We start from the raw sequence: 20,242 nt of genomic DNA, 5'->3' as shown, positions 1-20,242 counted from the left end.
TTTTTATCGCAGCTGGCGGGCCAAATCAGCAACGCCAATCATACCCGCCTTCGCTCCGAGCTCAGCACAGAGGATCTCCGGCAGCGGACGGTATCCAGCGCCGACGATGTTCGACGCCATGGACGCTTTGGCAGCGTCAAGGAAAAGATCAGCGTCTTCGCTCACACCACCGCCGAGGACGATCAGCGATGGATCCAAAATGTCGGACACCATTGCCAGGCCTCGTCCCAGCCAGATGGAGAAACTCTCCAGAGCCGCCACACCCAGCCCATCGCCTGCGCGTGCTGCGGCCATAATGTCGTGCCCGCTTGCTCGCTTTTCGACGACCTCCCGGTACAAATCGGAACCTCGATACCCTCCCCTGCTGGCAATCTCGATCGCACAATCGACCAGCGAGGTGCCAGAAGCGTATCGCTCAAGACAGCCCTGCTTGCCACACGAGCACACCCGACCTCCCGGCACCACCGTGATGTGGCCAAACTCAGGCGCGGTGCCGAACGCACCACGGTAAATCTCGCCACGGTGCATCAGCGTTGCGCCGATCCCTGTGCCGACGGCGAAAAACACCCACGTCTCTGCGTCACGAGCGGCACCGAACCGATACTCACCCCAGGCTGCCGCATTCGCATCGTGCTCGAGCCGGACCGGCAGCCCCAGCGCATTCTCCAAATCTTTGCGCACCGGCTGATCATCACGCCACGGCAAATGGGGCGCAAAACGCACGATTTCACACTCCGGGTCGAGGAAGCCCGCAACGGCAGCGCCAACTGCCCCGATCTCGTGTTTGTCCTGGAGCTGCTCGACCATCTGCACGATCGTGCGGGTCAGCCCGTCAGCGTCCTGCGGGGTCCGCGTACTCACCGTGTCGAGGATCGACCCATCCGGCGCGACCACAGATGCACGAGCGTTCGTCCCGCCAATGTCAAAGCCGACTGTCAGCGCCTGGTCTCCTCGTTGTGAAGTCATAGCCGGACAGTTTATGCCCCTGACAGCGGTCAGCCCTAACCCGCCAACACGTCGCGCAGGCGCTCCCCCAGAGTGCCCCACGAAAACTCCCGTTGCACATGCTTGCGCCCGGCGGTGCCCATGGCGGTGCGGTGGTCGTCGCAAAGCAATTGCCCAATGGACCGCGCGACCTCATTCACATCGCGACCATTGACGACGACACCACTTTCCGGCACCACCGTCTCCGGCGCACCACCGGAATCGCCAGCGACCACCGCAACCCCACACGCCTGCGCCTCGAGATACACAATCCCCAGACCTTCCACATCAAGACCACCCCACCGCGTCCGCGCGGGCATCGCAAACACATCGGCGGCAGCCACAATGTCGCGCAACCGCTCGCGCGACACCCGGCCCGTGAATTCCACGCCCGGCGAAGACGCGGCGAGCTTGCGCAGCCGCTGCTCGTACGGCCCCTCCCCCACAATCACCAATCTCGCATTCGGCGCGTATCGACGAATCCCCGGCAACGCACGGATCAACACATCCTGTCCCTTGCGCGGGACCAACCGCGACGAACACACCACAAGTGGCGCATCACCCACGCCGAGCCAGCGCCGCGTTTCATCCCGCTTGTGCGCGCTCGCTGGCGCGAAGAAATCCGTGTCCACCCCCGACGGCAGCGCAACATAGTCGACGTCATCGCCGAACACCGCCTGCAAGCGCTCTATCGTGAACCGCGAAATGTACGTCACCACATCCGCGCTACGACCAATCCGGCGCAACACCTGACGGGCCACAGGAATCATCGCCCAGCCCACCTCGTGGCCGTGGGTGGTGGCCACCACACGTTTTGCTCCAGCACGTTTCGCCTGGGCTCCGAGAATTGCCAACGGTGCAGCCGCACCGAACCACACAGTGTCGATGCTGTGCGTTCTGATAATTCGAGCCATCTCCCGAGCAAGCCCCGGGGTAGGCAACATGATGTTGCGCGGCCAACGAATCACCGTAAAACTTTGTTCGGCGTCCCACTCGCGCGCAGCATCTGCTTCCTGGACGGATGCGAGCACCACGATTGATTCCGGGCCTTCGCGCTTGACGAGCTCGTCGACGTAATCCCGTAAGTACGACTGAATCCCGCCGACAGTGGGCGGGAAATCATTCGTTACCAACAACGTGGTCATAATCGCGCTAGTAGCGCACAGCCCCCTGAATCGGCATGGAGTTCGCCGGCACTACCTGGATCGGAATGCCGTAGTCAGACGAGTGAACGACCATGCCGTTACCGATGTACATACCCACGTGAGTCACACCCGGGTAGTAACCAATGATGTCACCCGGCTGCAACGCATCCAGCGACACCGGTGTGCCACCCGCAAGCTGCGCTTGGGAGGTACGCGGAATGCTAATGCCGTTCTGCTCATACGCCCACACCATCAGACCAGAGCAATCGAACGCATCCGGTCCAGCAGAGCCCCAGCCATATGGCTTACCCACCTGAGCCAACGCCGCACCAACGATTCCGGAGTCCACGCCCGGAAGCGAAGCGCCGCTAATCGGGTTGTCCTTATTGATCCAGCGCAGGCGATCGGCCTCGCTCAAGTTGTCTACGCGGTGTTCGATGTCACGAACCTTGTCATCCAGCTCTTCACGTTCACGTTCCAGCTTCTTTCGCTGGATCTCCAGCTCATTGCGCGCATGGCGTGCCTCTGCCACCGCAATATTGGCCGAGTTGGACTTCTCTGCCGCCACCCGGTTGGCATCCTCCAACTCGGTCAACGCACGCTGAGACTTGCGAGTGAGCGCCGCCAAATAAGCGGAACGGTCGATCGCCTCTTGCGGGTTGCCCGAATCCAGGGTGGTCAGGATCGCTTCAGATTTCGGGATACGGTAACGGGACTGCGCAATGTCACCGACATTCCTGCGATGCTCGTTACTTACCTCCTGAATAGCGGCAAGTTCTTGTTTCGCCTCTGCAGCGCGGCCATTGGCTTCCTCAACCTTGCGCTCTGAATCGGCGATTTTCTCTTCGAGTCCCTTAATTTCTTCCGACTTCGCAGTGGCGTCGTGGGAGATCTGCTCCATCTCATCGATGAGAGCATCGACATCATCGGCCTTCACAGGGGCCGCTACGCCGCCGGCGAGGATGACGCCGACGAGCGCGGACACTGCGGTCTTCTGAGCAGAAGGACGACGAGACTGAAAAGAGTGCTTACCCACGACCAAAACCTTTTCGCAATACTTGTGAGAACACAAAAACTATAGCGACATCGGTCCCACCGTCCAAGCAAAAAACATGGCCACACAGCATATTGTGAATCAAGAGCACTGGTGTGACGCACGAGGTGTCAAGGTCCCCAAAACGCACGAAAGCCCCAACTCCAAACACAGAGTCGGGGCTTGAAAACGTGCCGTTAGAAGCGAACCACAGAGTGGATCGGCATGAGGTGCAGATCGCGGTAGCCCACCGGGATACCGGAGTTCAGCGCATCGATGATCTGGCCGTTGCCAACGTAGATGCCAACGTGGGATGCACCACCGTAGTAAACAACGATGTCACCCGGCTGGATGTTGCTCAGCGCAACCTGCTGGCCAGCAGCAGCCTGAGCCTGGGAGGTACGCGGGATGGACTTGCCAGCCTGAGCGTAAACCCAGGAGGTGAAGCCGGAGCAGTCGAATGCGTTCGGGCCAGCTGCACCGTAAACGTACGGGGAACCAACCTTGGACTGTGCGATGGACACAACGCGCTCAGCGAAGGACGGCTGCGGGGCCGGAGCCGGCTGCGGCGCAGCGGCCGGTGCCGAGTAGTTGGTTGCGGCCTGTGCCGGCAGAACCTGCTTCTCGACGTTCGCGATGAAGGCGCTGAAGCCCGGAACGTTGTTCACGCCCGGCAGAGCCTTCACGCGAGCGATAGCAGCCTGAGCGTCGCCCGTAGCGGCTGCGCCCTTCAGCGACGGGATCCAGGCGTCAATGCCCGGGATTGCCGCTACGCCTGGAATGGTCTCAATACCCGGGACCTGTACTGCGATCGGCGAGTTGGGGACGCGGACCTCTGCTGCGGAGGCGGCGGCCGGCGCGATGAGCGCAGCGCCTGCTGCGAGAGCGGTGGTGGCCGCTGCTGCGCGGGCTGCGGTGTTGGTCTGGCGACGGTGCTTTGCCACTTTAGATTTTCTCCATATCTTCTCTTCGCCAACCGGGTTAGCTGTCGGGCGGGGTGTTGAGAAATGACCCTCGGTCCGAACGACCTACGCCCCACGGGAGCAGGTGCTCCACTCTGGTTCCCCGGTCCCCTTCGGCTTCGATCGGCTTTTCCGATCTCCACTTCAGAGTTACGGCTCATATGTTGTTTTCGATCCATGCTTCCAACGGCTGTTGTCGCAATGTCTCGAACAGGTTACGAAACGGCAACAAGAGTGTCCAGCCAACACGCCGTTACAGTTCCGTTATCAAAAGATTTGATGCGAAACAGCGTCGAAGTCTGCGTTTCTAAATGAAAACTAAGAACGGTCCAACAACCTCAAAACACGGCCATACGCTGCGCATTTATCCGCCGAACCAAGAAGCAAGTTGATCTCCGCAAAGTTAAAGACAACCCAATTAAAACGGATTGTGTGATCTTACTCACACTTGCTTGTTAACCTCATTGTTACAAAGAAAATCGCCCCGCACCACAGTGTGGTGCGGGACGATTCACGCAACTACTTACATGCTAGCGAGGCGATACGTCGCGGTCGTCGCGATCCTTGTTGGCCTCGAGAGCACGCAGCGTCTCGACAGCCTCCTCGTGCTTCTGCTTCTCTGCATCGCGTACACGCTCAGACACGCCGATCTCGGCGGGCGAGAACTTACCGATGGTCTCAGAGTCAGCGAAGCCAAGCTGGTTCATCTGCTTCGGCACACGAGCACCTGCGTACTCGAGCGGAACCGGGTGACCATTCTCATCCACTGGGCCAAGCGGCTGGTGGATCTCGATGAAGGCACCGTTCGGCAAACGCTTGATGATGCCGGTCTCGATACCGTGCTCCAGCACAGCGCGGTCGGAGCGCTGCAGGCCGATGCACAGACGGTAGGTGATGAAGAATGCCAGCGGCGGCAGAACAATGATGCCGATACGTCCCACCCAGGTCATCGCGTTCAGCGAGATCTGGAAGAAGTGAGCAACGTGGTCGTTACCACCGGAGATGGTCATCAGCAGGAAGAAGGTCAGACCCATCACGCCGATGCCGGTACGTACCGGAACGTCACGCGGACGCTGCAGCAAGTTGTGGTGTGCGTCGTCGCCGGTGACCTTCTTCTCGATAAAGGGGTAGGCGATGAGCAGCGCAACCATCAGACCACAGAGCAGTGCGACCCAGAATGCACCCGGGATGGTGTAGCTACCGATGTAGAGCTCCCAAGCCGGCATGACACGGGCGGCACCATCAGTCCACAGCATGTAGACGTCAGGCTGCGAACCAGCAGACACCTGCGACGGGTTGTACGGGCCGATGTTCCAAATACCGTTGATGGTGGTCAGACCAGCCATTGCAGCCAGCACTGCGAACACGATCATCATGTAGCCGATTGCGTGCGTTGCAAACACCGGCATGATGCGGACACCAACAACGTTGTTCTCGGTGCGACCCGGTCCCGGGAACTGGGTGTGCTTCTGGAACCACACGAGCAGCAGGTGAGCTGCGATCAGCGCCAGGATGATGCCCGGCAGGATCAGCACGTGCAGGATGTAGAAGCGGTCCAGCATCAGATCGGACGGGAAGTCGCCGCCGAAGATAGCCCAGTGCATCCAGGTGCCGATGATCGGCAGGCCCAGGATGATCGCGGACATAATGCGCAGACCAACACCGGAGAGCAGATCGTCCGGCAGGGAGTAGCCCATGAAGCCCTCAATCATGCCGAGGAGGACAAGGGTTACACCGATGAGCCAGTTTGCCTCACGCGGGCGACGGAACGCACCGGTGAAGAAGACACGCATCATGTGGGCGAACATGGCCATCATGAACATCAGTGCAGCCCAGTGGTGCATCTGACGAACAAACAGGCCACCGCGGACGTCAAAGGAAATGTCAAGCGCGGTTGCGTATGCACGGGACATTTCGACGCCGTTGAGCGGCAGGTATGCACCGTCGTAGATCACCTTGGTGATCGACGGGTCGAAGAACAAGGCCAGGTAGATACCGGTCAGCAGCAGGATGATGAAGCTGTAGAGCGCCATCTCGCCGAGCATGAAGGACCAGTGCGTCGGGAAGACCTTGTTGAGCTGCGGGCGCAGGACGCCCGCAACGGTAAAGCGGGAATCCGCATTGTTTGCGGCTTGCTGAAGTTTCGTACTCATTAGGACTGACGCTCCCAGAATGCCGGGCCGACGGGCTCAATGAAGTTCCCGTTGGCGATGAGGTAACCGTCTTCGTCAACCGTCACAGGAAGCTGCGGCAGTGCACGAGCGGCGGGACCGAAGATCGGCTTACCGTGCTGCAACGCATCGAACTGCGACTGGTGGCACGGGCACAGGATGCGGTTGGTCTGAGCCTCGTACAGCGAGGTCGGGCAACCAATGTGCGTGCAAATCTTGGAGTAGGCGTAGTAATCGCCGTAGTGGAAGTCTTCCTGACCCTCACGTTCGATAACGCGCTTCGCGTCCTCAGAACGCAGACGGATCAGCATGACAGCGTTGCGCGGACCATGGATGGAGTGCATGTGGTTCTCATACACATCGCGCTTCGGGTCGTATTCCTTGCCGTCATTGACGTCCTCTGGGTAGAGCGGGAACACGGTCTCCATCGCAGCGGCGGCAAGGTCCTCCGGACGCATACGCACCAGGCGAGACACGCCGGCGGTGGTGTAGTGCGAGCCGACCTCACCCTTGTGAAGTTCTGCAATCGCACCGGTGTCGCGGCCGAGGTAAACCTTCACGCCTTGATCCTGGACGGTCCAGCCGTGGGTCCACAGGGTGCCGTCGCCGAAGTAGTTCAGCTCGTGGCGGACCTTCCACGGGTTCTTGATCATGCCGCCAAGCGGAGCGATGACCATCAGACCGGCGAGGACACCAGCGGTGCCGAGCAGACCCTTGAGCGCCTTGCGACGACCAAGCGTCGAGGTCTCCCAAGCATCGTTCAGCAGTGCGGTCGTAGTGCGACGATCCAGCTCGCTGGACGGGCCGTCGTGGCGACGCTGTACAGCGATCTCTTCAGGGACGAACTTCTTCACGTACTGGATGATTGCAACACCCAGGCCGAGAAAGGCCAGGCCTGCAGTCAGACCAAGCAGTGGCGTGTAGAAGGTGTAGATCCAGAGACCTTCGTCGCCGTGGAACTTCGGCTCCCACGGCCAGAACAGGTAAACACCGAGGAAAGCAATCGCGGCGAGAACCGAGATGGCCAACCAAATCTTGATGCCACGCTCAGAGGACTTCTCGCGAGGGTCACCCTCGACCGGGAAGCGCTCCTTACGGTAAGCAACCGTTACGTCGTCAAGCTCCGTGCCGAGAGCAGCGAGCTCCGCATTGCTCATGCGGTCAAGCTCTTCCTTCGTGTAATTCTTCTTCACATCACTCATGAGCGGGATCCAATCCACATAGCACCAGCGGCGACCAGCGAGATGCCGATCATCCACATCGCAATACCTTCAGAAACCGGGCCGAGGCCACCGAGGGACCAGCCACCCGGGGACGGGGTCTCCTTGGTCGACTTAATGAAGGCAATGATGTCCTTCTTCTCATCAGCGCTGAGCTGACGGTCAGAGAACTTCGGCATGTTCTGCGGACCAGTGAGCATCGCCTGGTAGATCTCCTGCTCGTTCGCAGGGTCGAGCACCGGGGCGTACTTACCAGAAGACAATGCGCCACCACGACCGGTGAAGTTGTGGCAGGAGGCGCAGTTCAAACGGAAGAGTTCGCCGCCACGTGCGACGTCTGCTTCCTGAACCTTGCCGTCGTAGTTCTTGCCGCGCAGCTCTTCCTTAGCCAGGGTGCCGTCCGGGTTGTACACGAGCTCCGGGCCACCACCGTTGGCTGCGACATATGCAGCCAAGGCGAGAGCCTGGTTCTCCGTGTAGCGCGGCTTCTTACGCTCAGCCTGCGCGTCGTTCGACATCATCGGCATACGGCCAGAGTTGACCTGGAAGTACACGGCGCCTTCGCCGGTACCGATCAGAGACGGACCACGGTCGGCAACGCCCTGCAGGTTCGCACCGTGGCAGGTGATGCAAGCGACGTCGTAGATTTCCTTACCCTCCTGGATAAGGGCCTGGTCGTCACGCTGGGCGGTGGCCACCTGTGCATTAGGGGCCAACGCCGATGCGAGAAGACCCGCGCCGGACAAGCCCAGCGTCAACGCAGCAGCACCTGCGAAGGTGCGCTGCGCCTTGCGTGCGCGACGCTTCTTGTTGGGTGAGTTTTCCATTTTGTTCCTTATTAACGAGTTTTCAGAACACGTCTGCAGCCCGGGTTATACCCAGGGCACGGCTACTGGACGAGGTACAGGGTGATGAACACGCCGATCCAAATGGCGTCGACGAAGTGCCAGTAGTACGAAACCACCATGGCAGCAGTTGCCTGTGCCGGGGTGAACTTCGACTTGGCTACTCGCATCAGCACAACGATGAACGCGATGATGCCTGCAGTCACGTGCGCCATGTGGAAACCGGTGATGATGTAGAACACCGATCCATAAACGCTGGACTGCGGGGTCACGCCGTGCATGACCATCTCGGTCCATTCGAATGCCACCAGACCGAGGAAGATGACGCCAAGCACAACGGTTACGGTGAACCACTTGCGCAAGCCGTATACGTCACCTCGTTCTGCAGCGAACACGCCGAACTGAGAGGTGAAAGAGGAACCAATCAGCACGACGGTAATGATTCCGCCGAAAAGGACGTTGAGGTGGTCCGTCTGGTTGCTCCAGTCACCTGCGGCGAGGCCGTTTGCACGCGATGTGAAGTACATCGCGAACAAGCCGGCAAAGAACATGAGCTCTTGGGCGAGGAACGCGATCGTGCCAACGCTGACCATGTTCGGCCGGTTCAGCGCCGGAAGACGATTCTGCGGAGTCGCCATATTTGGGTTAGTAGTTGCGGTCGTCACGCATGCGATTATCCCCTATTTCTTCCTGATATTCATCTCATTCACCCCCACGATTTCCCTGTGAGACAGGGCCCAACCAGCAGCATTTAAAAACATTTTGGTTGCAAAAATAATTTTTAGAATTTCGGGAACTTTTTATAGCGTCTATCCGACGCACATCAACGCAGGTCATTGCCCCGCCACCCAAAGTCGCCGGCTCCCCCACAAGATAGTTCCTCCAATTACTCGAGCAAATAGGAGTCGCGCTGGGGTTCCAGAAAGTTCCCAAGTGTGCCCGACATCACATTGTGGCACACCCCCGCTTCGTGCCTAAACTTTCGATTGATTGATATCTCTTTAACAACAAAAGTGCCCCTTCCGATAACTCGGAAGGGGCACTATCGTGGGCCGGGAAGGCCGCGACCCACTCTTTCTGCGTTAGTGCTTCTCGCGCGGAATGCCGTACTGCAGGTTCAGCTGGGCGGTAGCCCAGATCAGCATGACCGCACCAAAGGCGATCAGCCAGAACTGCCAGAAGGCAATGCCGAGGCCGAGGAACAGAATCGATGCAGACATCGTAAACGGCCAGATCGAGCCCGGCGAGAAGAAGCCCAGCACGCCAGCGCCGTCTTCAATCTCTGCCTCTTCCCAGTCTTCCGGGAGGACGTCAGAGCGGGACTCCGCAATGTGGAGGTAACCGCCGAGCATGAAGCAGAGTGCGGTAGCAAGCACGAGGCCCACTGCGCCGATCCACTCAACACCGAAGAGGTATGCATCTTCGCCGATCCACGCCGTTGCGAGGATGTAGAACACTGCCATCAGGGCAAGAAATGTGCCAATGGCGTAGAAAACTTTTGAACCGGTTCCCATGGCTACGTTCTCTCTTTCTTAAACGGTCGCGTTCGGATCGACAGTGTTGACGCCGTCACGAGAACCCTCGCGCTCGGACACAAACGGACGGGTGCTGGTTGCGTACGGTGCTTCACCGATGGAGCGCAGTGCCTCGGAGTTCGGTGCCTCCGGGTTCTGGCGACGGAATTCGATGTACTGCTGGAACTTCTCGGGCGTGACTGCACGGATCTCGAAGTTCATCATTGCGTGGTAGGTACCGCACATCTCAGCACAGCGGCCGACGAATGCACCTTCCTTGTCGATGCGCTCAATCTGGAACTCACGCTGCTGCTGGTTCGACTCCGGGTGCGCGTAGACGTCGCGCTTGAAGAGGAACTCCGGAACCCAGAATGCGTGGTTCACGTCACCGGACGCGAGACGGAATGCAATCGGGGTGTCGGTCGGCAGAACCAGGACCGGAACTTCCTCGGTGGAGCCAACGGTCTCGATCTCGTTGAAGTTGAGGTAGGACAGGTCGCCCATCGAGGTGCCGTGGATCGGGTTCGCGTTGTGCATGTCCTCGTCGTCGTACTTCGTCGCCTCTGCAAGAGCCTGGCGCTCAGCGTCAAGACCGTCGTAGTCGCGACCGTCTGCAGTCAGATCGCCTGCGACCTCTGCGTAGCCGAACTTCCAGTTCCACTGGTAGCCGGTGACGTCAACGGTAACCTTCGGATCCTTATCCAGGGCGGTCGTGCGGGTCTGTGCCTGAACCGTGAAGAAGAACAGGACCATAACGATGACGATCGGGAGGATCGTCAGACCGAGCTCGAGCGGCACGTTGTACTGCAGCTGCTTCGGGAACTCGCCGGCACCCTGCTTTTCGCGGGCCTTGTGGTTCCACCGAACGATGGACCAGAGGAAAAGACCCCACATAATGATGCCGATTGTCCAGGCTGCTACCCAGACCCAAACCCAGAAGTTGTACATCTGGGTACCTTCAGGGGTGACCGGGTCCGGCCAGCCCATGTCGAGGATGCGCGCGACTGACTCCGGCGGAGCTACATCACAGCCCGTCAGCGCAAAGCTTCCGAGGAGCAGCGAACCGGCGACGGCAGCCTTCTTGGCGAATCCGCGCTTAACTTCCTTTTCCACGTGTGTTTGCCTTCCTGTCCACACTAGAACCATCGAATGCACATGCCGATGGCAGAACATTCCTACGGAGCCAGAATAGTTCAAACAGATCGTCGCTACGGAATCTTGTCGAGCCTCACGCTTTTGGACGATCGCCCCTCCGAACAAAACCACCTCTCCCCCGCAAATTAACCCGCAGTGCTGGGCATTAAGTTCATAAGCAAGGCGTTGCGAAGATCAGTCGAAATCTTCGCTTTGACCCCTCAACCATTAGTTGGCCCCCTTATGGGGCACCGCAAAAGGTGGACACTCCGCGACGCGTTCGGTTCACGAGTTCGCCGTTGAAAACCCTATTGTGGAATGCGTCATGACGGTGCCGCACGGTTCGAGGCGGCGCACCTTATATATAGGAGAGGTTTCACAACGATGTGCGGTCTTGTTGCACTGTTGACTGCCCGCGGCGATGCCCCAGTGTTTACCGACGCGGTCGGTCGCTCGCTTTCCTGCATGTATCACCGCGGCCCTGACGCTGCGGGAACATGGAACGACGATGACGCTGTTTTCGGCTTTAACCGCCTGGCGATCATCGACATCGAGCACTCCCACCAGCCACTGCGCTGGGGGCCGGCAGAAAACCCCGAACGTTACGCCCTGACGTTTAACGGCGAGATCTACAACTATGTGGAGCTGCGCGAGGAACTCACCAAGGCCGGATACACCTTCAACACCGCAGGTGACGGTGAGCCGATCGTGGTGGGCTACCACCACTGGGGCGCCAACGTCGTTGAGCATCTGCGCGGCATGTTCGCCTTTGTCATCTGGGACACCGAGACCAAGACGATGTTTGCAGCGCGCGATCAGTTCGGCATCAAGCCGTTGTTCTATGCGACGACCGACAAGGGCACCGTTTTCGCCTCCGAGAAGAAGTCGATCCTGGAGATGGCAGACGAGTTGGGTCTAGGCCTCGACCTTGATCGTCGTGCGATCGAGCACTACGTGGACCTGCAATACGTCCCGGAGCCGGAGAGCCTGCACCGCGAGATCCGTCGCGTGGAGTCGGGCTGCACCGTGACTATCAAGCCTGGTGGCGAGGTCCACTCGGACCGCTACTTCAAGCCACACTTCAATTCCCAGCCTGTGCCAAAGGGCAAGGAGCAGGACCTGTACGACAGGATTGCCCGGGCGTTGGAGGATTCCGTCGAAAAGCATATGCGCGCTGACGTGACGGTTGGTTCCTTCTTGTCTGGCGGAATCGACTCCACGGCGATCGCGGCGCTGGCGAAGCGTCACAATCCGAACCTGTTGACCTTCACCACTGGTTTTGAGCGGGAGGGCTATTCCGAGGTGGACGTCGCTGCAGAGTCTGCTGCGGCGATTGGTGTGGAGCACATCGTGAAGATTGTCTCCCCGGAGGAGTACGCCGACGCGATTCCGAAGATCATGTGGTACCTCGACGATCCGGTGGCTGACCCTTCACTGGTGCCGCTGTTTTTCGTCGCGCAGGAGGCACGCAAGCACGTCAAGGTTGTGCTGTCCGGTGAGGGCGCGGATGAGCTTTTCGGTGGGTACACCATCTATAAGGAACCGCTGTCGCTGGCACCGTTTGAGAAACTGCCGAGCGCGCTGAACAAGGGGTTGAACCGCCTCAGCCGCCTACTTCCGGAGGGCATGAAGGGCAAGAGCCTGCTTGAGCGCGGCACTACCCCGATGGAAGACCGTTACTACGGCAATGCGCGCTCGTTTAACTTTGAGCAGCTCCAGCGCGTCCTACCGTGGGCGAAGCGCGAGTGGGACCACCGCGAGGTCACCGCACCGATTTATGCAACGTCGACCGAGATGGATCCGGTGGCACGTATGCAGAACCTTGACCTGTTCACCTGGATGCGTGGTGACATTCTGGTCAAGGCAGACAAGATGAACATGGCGAACTCGCTGGAGCTGCGCGTTCCATTCCTGGACAAGGAAGTCTTCGAGGTCGCGCAGACGATCCCGTACGACCAGAAGATTGCCAACGGCACCACGAAGTACGCGCTGCGCAAGGCGATGGAGCAGATCGTCCCGCCGCACGTGCTGCACCGCAAGAAGTTGGGCTTCCCGGTGCCGATGCGCCACTGGCTGGCGGGCGACGAACTCTTCGGCTGGGCGCAAGACACGATCCGCGAGTCGCAGACCGACGACATTTTCGCCAAGGACCAAGTCCTGGAGATGCTCAAGGAGCACCGCGATGGTGTGTCCGACCACTCGCGTCGTCTCTGGACGGTGCTGGCGTTCATGGTCTGGCACGGCATTTTCGTGGAAAACCGCATCGATCCCCAGATCGAGCACAAGGATTACCCGGTCGAGCTGTAGGTAGTGCCAGCACTACCCCAGTTGGGCAGCCGTCTGTATTGTCGGGCTGCCCGTTCGCCGGTTGAATGTGGTGTATGTCAACTGCAAAGAAAGTACTCACCACCATCGCCGCGGTGTTCGGCGTCCTGTTGATCGCCGCCGGCGCCGCCGCCTATGTGTACGGGCCGACCATGACTGCCATGTTCGCCGGCACCGCCAAGTTCATGGGTACCGATACGCCGAAGCGCTACGCCGCGACGGTGCTTAACCTCGCAGAGCAGGGCATTTACGCGGACTCCCCCGAGTTTGCCGAGGCTAGTGACAAGGCACGCGAGGCCGCGAAACAGGCGGATTCGCTCGACGAGATCCGTCCGGCGCTCAACGACGCGGTCCAGGCTGCTGGCGGCAAGCACTCGAAACTTATCGACCCGAACGTCGAGCAGGAATACGCCGAGATGGAATCCACACGTGCGGCCGTCGAACGCAACGGGAACGTAGCGTGGGCAACGGTGCCGGGCGTCAGCCGCCACGACGATATCCAGTCCTACGCCGACACGCTGACATCCGGCCTAGTGCAAGCGCGCGACAACGGCGCCTGTGGCGTGGTTGTGGATCTGCGCGGCAACGACGGTGGCGACATGGGCCCGATGGTCGCCGGCCTGTCCCCTGTGCTGCCCGACGGCACGGTGCTCGAGTTCGTCTCGGCAGGCGGTTCGTCGCCGGTGACGGTAAGCGGCAACGCTGTCAGCGGTGGCGGCAGCCCCGTAGAAACCTCCGGCGGCAAATGGGACGGCGTGCCAGTCGCAGTGCTTGTCGACGACCTCACCGCCTCGTCCGGCGAAGCCACTATGCTGGCCTTCCGCGGCCTGGATCAGTCGCGTAGTTTCGGCACCCCCACCGCCGGATACGCCTCGGCGAACACCGTCTACGACTTCCCGGACGGCAGCAGCCTAATGCTGACCATCGCGAAGGATAAGGCCCGCACCGGCGAAACGTTTGCGGAAGACCCGATCGAACCCGATGTTCAAGGTGGCCAGGAACAGGCGCTGCAGTGGCTCCGGGACGAACACAACTGTTCGTAGCGGCACTACAGCACAGAAAAATCCCCGTACTGGCGTGATGGCCGGTACGGAGATTCGTCGATAAGCAGCGGCTTAGTTGAAGCTATCGCCACAAGCGCAAGCGGAACCTGCGTTCGGGTTATCGATGGTGAAGCCCTGCTGCTCGATGGTGTCCGCGAAATCGATCGTCGCACCCGTGAGGTACGGCACGCTCATCTTGTCCACGACAAGACGCACGCCGCCAACCTCATCGGCCTTGTCGCCGTCCAGGTCGCGGTCGTCGAAGTAGAGCTGGTAGCGCAGACCAGCGCAGCCACCAGGCTGAACGGCGATACGCAGGGACAGGTCGTTGCGCCCCTCCTGGTCAAGCAGGGCCTTTGCCTTCGCCGCCGCTGCCTCGGTGAGGTTCACGCCAGTTGCGGAAGTAGGTGCAGTCATTGGGTACTCCTTCGTGCTACGCGTTCGAGTGGCGCCCATGCTACGCGCGCCCCTTCATAGCCGGTGTAACGGTTCTCCCCCGCAATCTATTCCCACTGGTTACAGGAATGTCGCGGTGGCCTTGTAGCCTAGGTGGCGTGAAACTACCCTGGCAAAAATCCGAGCAGACCGCTGAGGCTGGTTCGACCAAGGCCGAACTGCCCCAGACCGACAACGCGCCCGCGGCAGACACCCCAGAGGCCTCAGAGCAGAAGCTTCCGAAGGGCTACACCCCGCCGAAGGGCAAGCCGACGCCGAAGCGACTTGATCAGGAGATCAAGCGCGGTGTTGTGCGCGACCCGAATGCGGCCACCCCGGCGCAGATTCGTCAGCGTGAAAAAGAGCTGAAGAAGTCCATGACCAAAGAGGAATGGAAGGCGCACAAGAAGGAGGTGCGCGAGGAGAATCGGGCCCGCAACCGCGAGATGCAGGCCAAGATCGACTCGGGCGACGAGCGCTACCTCATGGAGCGCGACAAGGGCGAGGAGCGTCGCTTCATCCGTGACTGGGTGGACTCGCAGCGCTTCTTCAACAACTACGTCATGCCGATGGCGCTGGTGCTGCTAATCGTGATGTTGATCGGCACGTGGCTGCCTCGCGTCGCGGCGGCATTGTCTTTGGTGAGCCTGCTGTTTATCGTCACCATCTTCATCGAGGGCATCATCATCGGCATCCGCGCCAACCGTGCGGTCCGTGCAAAGTTCCCGGAGGCGAACACTGGTTTCAGCCTGGGTATGTACGCGTTCTCCCGCGCTACTCAGCCGCGTAACTGGCGCTCCCCCAAGCCACGGGTGGCGTTGGGCGCGAAGGTATAGCCCATGCAGTTTCCCCCGGTTGAGCCGCCGAAACGCGCGCATGCCCGTGCGGTGGCGGATGCGTTGGCAGGTGGCACGAGTGGCGTTGCCCTTGGAAGGCTGGGGGCGATCGGTGCGTGGGTTGCCTCCGTACAAGGCCGTGACGTGCCCACGCCGTTTCTGCGCCCGCGTGCCGTGATCGTCGCTGGCAATCACGGCATTGCCGCGCGCGGTCTGTCGGCGTGGACATCGGATGCCGGCGCCGCTCAGGTTGAGCAGCTGCGCGCCGGTGTCGGCCCTGCCTCCACGACGGCGCGGGTTGCGGGAGCGAGCATCAGGCTTATCGACGACTACCTGGACACCCCCACCGGCGCCATCGACGTGGAACCCGCCGTGTCGCAAGACGTGTGGGATGCGGCGTTGGCTGCGGGTGCAGAGATCGCCGATAGTGAAATCGACGGCGGTGCTGACCTGCTGATCCCCGGAGACATCGGCGTTGGCAACACCACCGTCGCCGCGGCGGTGTACGGCACGTTTACGCGCACTGAGCCCGCAAAGGCGATCGGGCGTGGCTCCGGCATCAACGATGAGGTCTGGAAGATCAAGGTCGCCGCTATTCGCGACGCGATGTTCCGCGTGCGCGGGTTCCGCGACGACACCGAACGTGTCTGCGCGGAACTCACCGGACCGGATTTCGCCTGCCTGGTCGGCTTCATCGCCCAGGCCGCCGCGCGCCGCACGCCGTTGCTTATCGACGGCGTCTACCCCGCCGTCGCCGCATACGTCGCCGAACGCCTCGCACCCGACACCAAAGACTGGCTCATGGCAGCGCAGGAGGCGAACGAGCCGGCGCAGGCTGGCTGCTTCGAAGCGCTCGGGCTTCGACCGCTGCAACACCTGGATATGAAAACGGGCCAGGGCGCTGGGGCCCTGGCCGCGTTGCCGCAATTAAACCTGGCGGCGGAGATGGTTGGCGAGGTGCTCGCCGGGGGATCGTCGATAAGCGACTAGCCCTCGACGAGGGTGAGGTTCCAGCCGTGCGTGTCCTCGACCTCGCCGGTCTGGATGCCGCGCAGACGCTCGCGCATTGCCAGGGTGATCTCGCCGGCCTCGTTGTTATTCACCGTGAACTCGCCCTCGTTGCTGAGCACGCGGCCAACCGGGGTGATCACAGCTGCGGTGCCGCACGCCATGGTCTCGGAGATGGTGCCGTCCTCGGCACCAGCACGCCACTGCTCGACGGTGATCTTGCGCTCCTCGCTGGTGTAACCCAAGTCTTCTGCGACCTGCAGCAGCGACTTACGCGTAATGCCCGGCAGGAGCGAACCGGACAGGGACGGGGTGATGATCTTCGCGTCCTTGCCGGAGCCTTCGACGAACATGAGGTTCATGCCGCCCATTTCCTCGATGTACTTGCGCTCGATCGCGTCGAGCCACACAACCTGGTCGCAGCCCTTGTCCGCAGCCTGCTGCTGCGCAAGCAGGGACGCTGCGTAGTTGCCGGCGAACTTCGCATCGCCGGTGCCACCCGGTGCTGCACGGACGTAGTCTTCGGAGATCCACACGCTGACCGGCTTCACACCACCCTTGAAGTAGGCGCCTGCCGGGGAGGCGATGATGTAGAAGGAGTACGACGAGGACGGCTTCACACCCAGGGTCTTCTCCGTGCCGATCATGAATGGACGCAGGTACAGCGACGCCTCGCCGCCAGCTTCAGGTACCCACTTCTGGTCGATGGTGACCAACTGGCGCACGGCCTCCAAGAAGTCCTCATCCGGCAGTTCCGGCATTGCCATACGACGCGCGGAGCTGCGCATACGCTCAGCGTTTTGCTCCGGACGGAACGCGGTGATGCGCCCATCGGTGTGGCGGTACGCCTTCAGGCCCTCGAAGATCGCCTGGCCGTAGTGGAAGACGTTGGCGGCCGGGTCGAGCGCGATCGGTTCGTACGCGCGCACCTGGGCGTTGTGCCAGCCCTTATCTTCGGTCCAGTCGATGGAGACCATGTGGTCCGTGAATTCCTGGCCGAACGCCGGGTTAGCGAGGATCTTTTCACGCTCAGCATCGGTTGCGGGGTGGTCTGACGGGGTAACTGCGAATTCGAGGTTAGACATGTGGCCCACGTTACTCCGTGGCTATGTACCCTCGGGAGGCAATCCTGTTCAATTGTCAGAAAGGTGTTGTTTATGTCGTTCGATGTCACACTTCCTGCCCGCGGTACGACGGTGCGCGCGGTTGCCGGTTCTGCCGCCCCTGAGGGCGCTGTGCTGCTGGTTCCGGTCGCGCAGGGCGATGGCGGAGTCGAACTTCCGGTCACCCAACTTGCCCCAAAGGGCCTGCTTGAAGCCCTCGTTGCGGTCGGCGCGAAGGGCACGGCTAATGAGGTCACCCGCGTTGTCGTCGACGGCACGCTGGTCATCGCATACGGCCTCGGCGACGCGAACGACATTGACGACGAAGCCGTGCGCCGCGCCGTCGGCGCCGCCACCCGCACCCTCAATGGGGTGGAAAAGGCAGCTATCTCCGCCGAGTTCGGCGTCCAGCCGGTCGTCGAGGGCCTCCTGCTCGGCGGCTACGTTTACAACGGTCTGAAGTCCACCGCCAACACGCTTGACGACGACAACACCGACGCCGAACTCCCCCAGACCACCGAAGTCACCGTGGTCGGCGCAGACGAGAAGGCGTTCGAGCAGGCCGTCATCGTCGCCGAGTCGGTCAACCTGGCTCGCGACCTGGTCAACACCCCGTCAAACTTCCTCTACCCCGAGTCCTACGCCGCTGTCATGGGCGAGGTTGCTTCGGCGGCCGGCCTGGACATCGAGGTGCTCGACGACAAGGCGCTTGAGAGCCAAGGCTTCGGCGGCATCCTCTCCGTCGGTCGCGGCTCCGCACGTACCCCGCGCCTGGTCCACCTGACGTGGGCGCCGTCCGGGGCGACGAAGAAGGTCGCGCTTGTGGGCAAGGGCATCACCTTCGACACTGGTGGCATCTCGCTGAAGCCGGGCTCCGGTATGGAGGACATGATCTCCGACATGGGCGGCTCCGCAGCACAGCTCGGCGTCATCGCCGCTGCCGCCCGCCTTGAGCTGCCAGTGCGTATCGACGCCTGGCTGCCCCTCGCCGAGAACATGCCCTCCGGTACCGCCACCCGCCCGGGTGATGTGATCACCCACTACGGCGGCATCACCAGCGAGGTCATCAACACCGACGCCGAAGGCCGCCTCGTCCTTGCCGACGCCATCGCCCGCGCCTGCGAGGACAACCCCGATTACCTCATCGAAACCGCAACCCTCACCGGCGCACAACTGGTTGCCCTGGGCAACCGTACCTCCGGCGTGATGGGCTCCGACGACCTGCGCGACCTCATCGCCGAGACAGGCCGTGCCGTCGGCGAGCAGGCTTGGGCTATGCCGCTGCTCGAGGAGCAGGAGGACGAGCTGAAGTCCCCTATCGCCGACATCCGCAACACCCACAACGCCCGCACCGGCGGCATGCTCTTCGCCGGCCTCTACCTCTCCCGCTTCGTGCCGGAGAACGTCGAGTGGGCTCACATCGACATCGCCGGCCCGGCCTGGAACGGTGGCGGTGCCTGGGGCTACACGCCTAAGCGCGCAACCGGCGCTCCGGTCCGTACGATCCTCGAGGCACTCAACCGCCTGGCTGCGAAGTAGGCGTTTGAGGCAATACGGCCACTATGCCGCTGCATAGTCCCCCGCTCTCGAGCCGACAGGACTATGCCGCTGCATAGTTCTGCTAGGCCTCCCCACCTAAACGGCACACCGTACACGGTACATTTCGCTGTTTTTACCGTTTGTGGCCTCACTTTCCCGCCCTAGGCGGTAACCACCAGATGGTAATCAGCCGAGTACCTGGACCGCGGTGCTCGTTCGTACTCGGCTGATTACCACCCTCCGGTTACCATCCTCGGTGAAGAATGGGCCGGGCGGGGGCAGCATAAGGGGCAGCGTCCGGCACAGAAGCCGTCTAGCTGTACGGGTTTTCGCCGCGCTCGAACCGGGCGCGGCGTTCTTTTTGTTCCTCACGCTTGCGCAGAATGCGTTCCTGTTCCATTTTCTTGCGCATGCGGTCGGGGTAACCGGTCTCTTCGACGTCGTAAAGCAAGATGCCCAGCATTTTGGAGACGGCGTCGATGCCCTTGGGGCCGCCGATGCGGCGTCGGGTGTAGTTGCCGTGCTCGTCGACAAGAACGACGGACATCTCGTTGACCATGGTTTCTGGCTCGACAAAGCCTTCCACGAACGCACGGCCGGCGACCCAATCGCGCAAGTATTGCGCGTCGTCGGGGCGGATTGTCTCGCCCGGTGCTCGTGGCGGTTTGAACGTCGTGGACTTCTTGCCTTTGCCGAACAGGTTGAACACGCCCCACATCATACGGGCCTGTCTAAGCAATTAGGTCACCCCTTGGGCAACGAACGTGTGTGGATGCAGGTACGCTTTGTGCCGTATAGCTTCCAACGTTTCAATGAGGAGACTTTAAACATGGCGCACTCTGTTGAGATGCCCGAGCTGGGCGAGTCAGTCACCGAAGGCACGATCACGACGTGGCTGAAGGAAGTCGGCGACACGGTTGAGGTCGACGAGCCGCTGCTCGAGGT

At 61.1% G+C, this 20,242-nt stretch carries 19 protein-coding genes and 1 riboswitch; of the genes, 6 read left to right on the top strand and 13 right to left on the bottom strand.

The window, feature by feature from the left end; all coding sequences use genetic code 11:
• Positions 1-3 precede the first annotated feature (3 nt).
• The 10 genes from HMPREF2617_RS08665 to HMPREF2617_RS08615 form a co-directional block, all read right to left on the bottom strand.
• Positions 4-966 (bottom strand): ROK family protein, encoded by a 963-nt coding sequence (locus HMPREF2617_RS08665; protein WP_070484010.1) that lies wholly within the window; start codon positions 964-966, stop codon positions 4-6.
• A gap of 35 nt (positions 967-1,001) precedes the next feature.
• A complete protein-coding gene (locus HMPREF2617_RS08660; RefSeq protein ID WP_070840528.1) occupies positions 1,002-2,129 on the bottom strand; it encodes a glycosyltransferase family 4 protein in 1,128 nt (375 codons plus the stop codon).
• A gap of 7 nt (positions 2,130-2,136) precedes the next feature.
• Positions 2,137-3,165, bottom strand: a complete 1,029-nt coding sequence (locus tag HMPREF2617_RS08655; RefSeq protein WP_070820371.1) for a C40 family peptidase — start codon at positions 3,163-3,165, stop codon at positions 2,137-2,139.
• A 194-nt stretch (positions 3,166-3,359) separates the two neighbouring features.
• Complete coding sequence (locus HMPREF2617_RS08650) at positions 3,360-4,106, bottom strand: C40 family peptidase (protein WP_070422172.1); 747 nt, start codon at positions 4,104-4,106, stop codon at positions 3,360-3,362.
• 14 nt (positions 4,107-4,120) lie between these two features.
• Positions 4,121-4,263, bottom strand: a riboswitch (cyclic di-AMP (ydaO/yuaA leader).
• Between the two features lie 391 nt (positions 4,264-4,654).
• On the bottom strand, positions 4,655-6,277 hold the full coding sequence (locus tag HMPREF2617_RS08645) for a cytochrome bc1 complex cytochrome b subunit (protein ID WP_070422171.1): 1,623 nt from the start codon (positions 6,275-6,277) through the stop codon (positions 4,655-4,657).
• Complete coding sequence (locus HMPREF2617_RS08640; protein WP_070422170.1) at positions 6,277-7,497, bottom strand: cytochrome bc1 complex Rieske iron-sulfur subunit; 1,221 nt, start codon at positions 7,495-7,497, stop codon at positions 6,277-6,279. The genes HMPREF2617_RS08645 and HMPREF2617_RS08640 overlap by 1 nt, the downstream gene beginning before the upstream one ends.
• Positions 7,494-8,342, bottom strand: a complete 849-nt coding sequence (locus HMPREF2617_RS08635; RefSeq protein WP_070422169.1) for a cytochrome bc1 complex diheme cytochrome c subunit — start codon at positions 8,340-8,342, stop codon at positions 7,494-7,496. The genes HMPREF2617_RS08640 and HMPREF2617_RS08635 overlap by 4 nt, the downstream gene beginning before the upstream one ends.
• 62 nt (positions 8,343-8,404) lie before the next feature.
• On the bottom strand, positions 8,405-9,025 hold the full coding sequence (locus HMPREF2617_RS08630; RefSeq protein ID WP_180950032.1) for an aa3-type cytochrome oxidase subunit III: 621 nt from the start codon (positions 9,023-9,025) through the stop codon (positions 8,405-8,407).
• A 417-nt stretch (positions 9,026-9,442) separates the two neighbouring features.
• Positions 9,443-9,874, bottom strand: a complete 432-nt coding sequence (locus tag HMPREF2617_RS08620; protein ID WP_070422166.1) for an aa3-type cytochrome oxidase subunit IV — start codon at positions 9,872-9,874, stop codon at positions 9,443-9,445.
• Positions 9,875-9,892: 18 nt separating this feature from the next.
• Positions 9,893-10,987 carry an aa3-type cytochrome oxidase subunit II gene (locus HMPREF2617_RS08615; protein ID WP_070422165.1) on the bottom strand — a complete coding sequence of 365 codons (1,095 nt, stop codon included), beginning with the start codon at positions 10,985-10,987 and terminating at the stop codon, positions 9,893-9,895.
• Between the two features lie 405 nt (positions 10,988-11,392).
• Between HMPREF2617_RS08615 and asnB the strand changes: the two genes are divergently transcribed.
• Positions 11,393-13,315, top strand: a complete 1,923-nt coding sequence (gene asnB, locus HMPREF2617_RS08610; RefSeq protein ID WP_070820372.1) for an asparagine synthase (glutamine-hydrolyzing) — start codon at positions 11,393-11,395, stop codon at positions 13,313-13,315.
• A 74-nt stretch (positions 13,316-13,389) separates the two neighbouring features.
• Positions 13,390-14,376 carry a S41 family peptidase gene (locus HMPREF2617_RS08605; RefSeq protein WP_070840527.1) on the top strand — a complete coding sequence of 329 codons (987 nt, stop codon included), beginning with the start codon at positions 13,390-13,392 and terminating at the stop codon, positions 14,374-14,376.
• Positions 14,377-14,448: 72 nt separating this feature from the next.
• Here the strand turns inward: HMPREF2617_RS08605 and HMPREF2617_RS08600 are convergent, their stop codons facing one another.
• Entirely contained in the window at positions 14,449-14,793 is a 345-nt protein-coding gene (locus HMPREF2617_RS08600) for a HesB/IscA family protein (RefSeq protein WP_070450850.1), read from the bottom strand.
• A 137-nt stretch (positions 14,794-14,930) separates the two neighbouring features.
• On the opposite strand from HMPREF2617_RS08600, the gene HMPREF2617_RS08595 reads away from it, so the two are divergent.
• Positions 14,931-15,647 (top strand): DUF3043 domain-containing protein, encoded by a 717-nt coding sequence (locus tag HMPREF2617_RS08595; RefSeq protein ID WP_070840526.1) that lies wholly within the window; start codon positions 14,931-14,933, stop codon positions 15,645-15,647.
• A gap of 3 nt (positions 15,648-15,650) precedes the next feature.
• Positions 15,651-16,637, top strand: a complete 987-nt coding sequence (locus tag HMPREF2617_RS08590; protein ID WP_070450846.1) for a nicotinate-nucleotide--dimethylbenzimidazole phosphoribosyltransferase — start codon at positions 15,651-15,653, stop codon at positions 16,635-16,637.
• On the opposite strand, the gene HMPREF2617_RS08585 is transcribed toward HMPREF2617_RS08590, so the two are convergent.
• Complete coding sequence (locus tag HMPREF2617_RS08585) at positions 16,634-17,740, bottom strand: branched-chain amino acid aminotransferase (RefSeq protein ID WP_070422159.1); 1,107 nt, start codon at positions 17,738-17,740, stop codon at positions 16,634-16,636. The two genes, HMPREF2617_RS08590 and HMPREF2617_RS08585, sit on opposite strands and share 4 nt — an antisense overlap.
• A gap of 72 nt (positions 17,741-17,812) precedes the next feature.
• Between HMPREF2617_RS08585 and HMPREF2617_RS08580 the strand changes: the two genes are divergently transcribed.
• Positions 17,813-19,297 carry a leucyl aminopeptidase gene (locus tag HMPREF2617_RS08580; RefSeq protein WP_070840525.1) on the top strand — a complete coding sequence of 495 codons (1,485 nt, stop codon included), beginning with the start codon at positions 17,813-17,815 and terminating at the stop codon, positions 19,295-19,297.
• Positions 19,298-19,610: 313 nt separating this feature from the next.
• Here HMPREF2617_RS08580 and HMPREF2617_RS08575 read toward each other — a convergent pair whose 3' ends face one another.
• Positions 19,611-20,006 carry an oxidoreductase gene (locus HMPREF2617_RS08575; RefSeq protein WP_070451055.1) on the bottom strand — a complete coding sequence of 132 codons (396 nt, stop codon included), beginning with the start codon at positions 20,004-20,006 and terminating at the stop codon, positions 19,611-19,613.
• A gap of 120 nt (positions 20,007-20,126) precedes the next feature.
• Here HMPREF2617_RS08575 and HMPREF2617_RS12345 point away from each other — a divergent pair.
• Positions 20,127-20,242 (top strand): biotin/lipoyl-containing protein (locus tag HMPREF2617_RS12345; protein ID WP_371441307.1); only part of this gene is annotated, 116 nt, incomplete at its 3' end.

The organism is Corynebacterium sp. HMSC070H05, from assembly GCF_001837615.1.
Taxonomy (GTDB): domain Bacteria; phylum Actinomycetota; class Actinomycetes; order Mycobacteriales; family Mycobacteriaceae; genus Corynebacterium; species Corynebacterium coyleae.
This window is presented reverse-complemented; position numbering and strand designations above follow the sequence as displayed.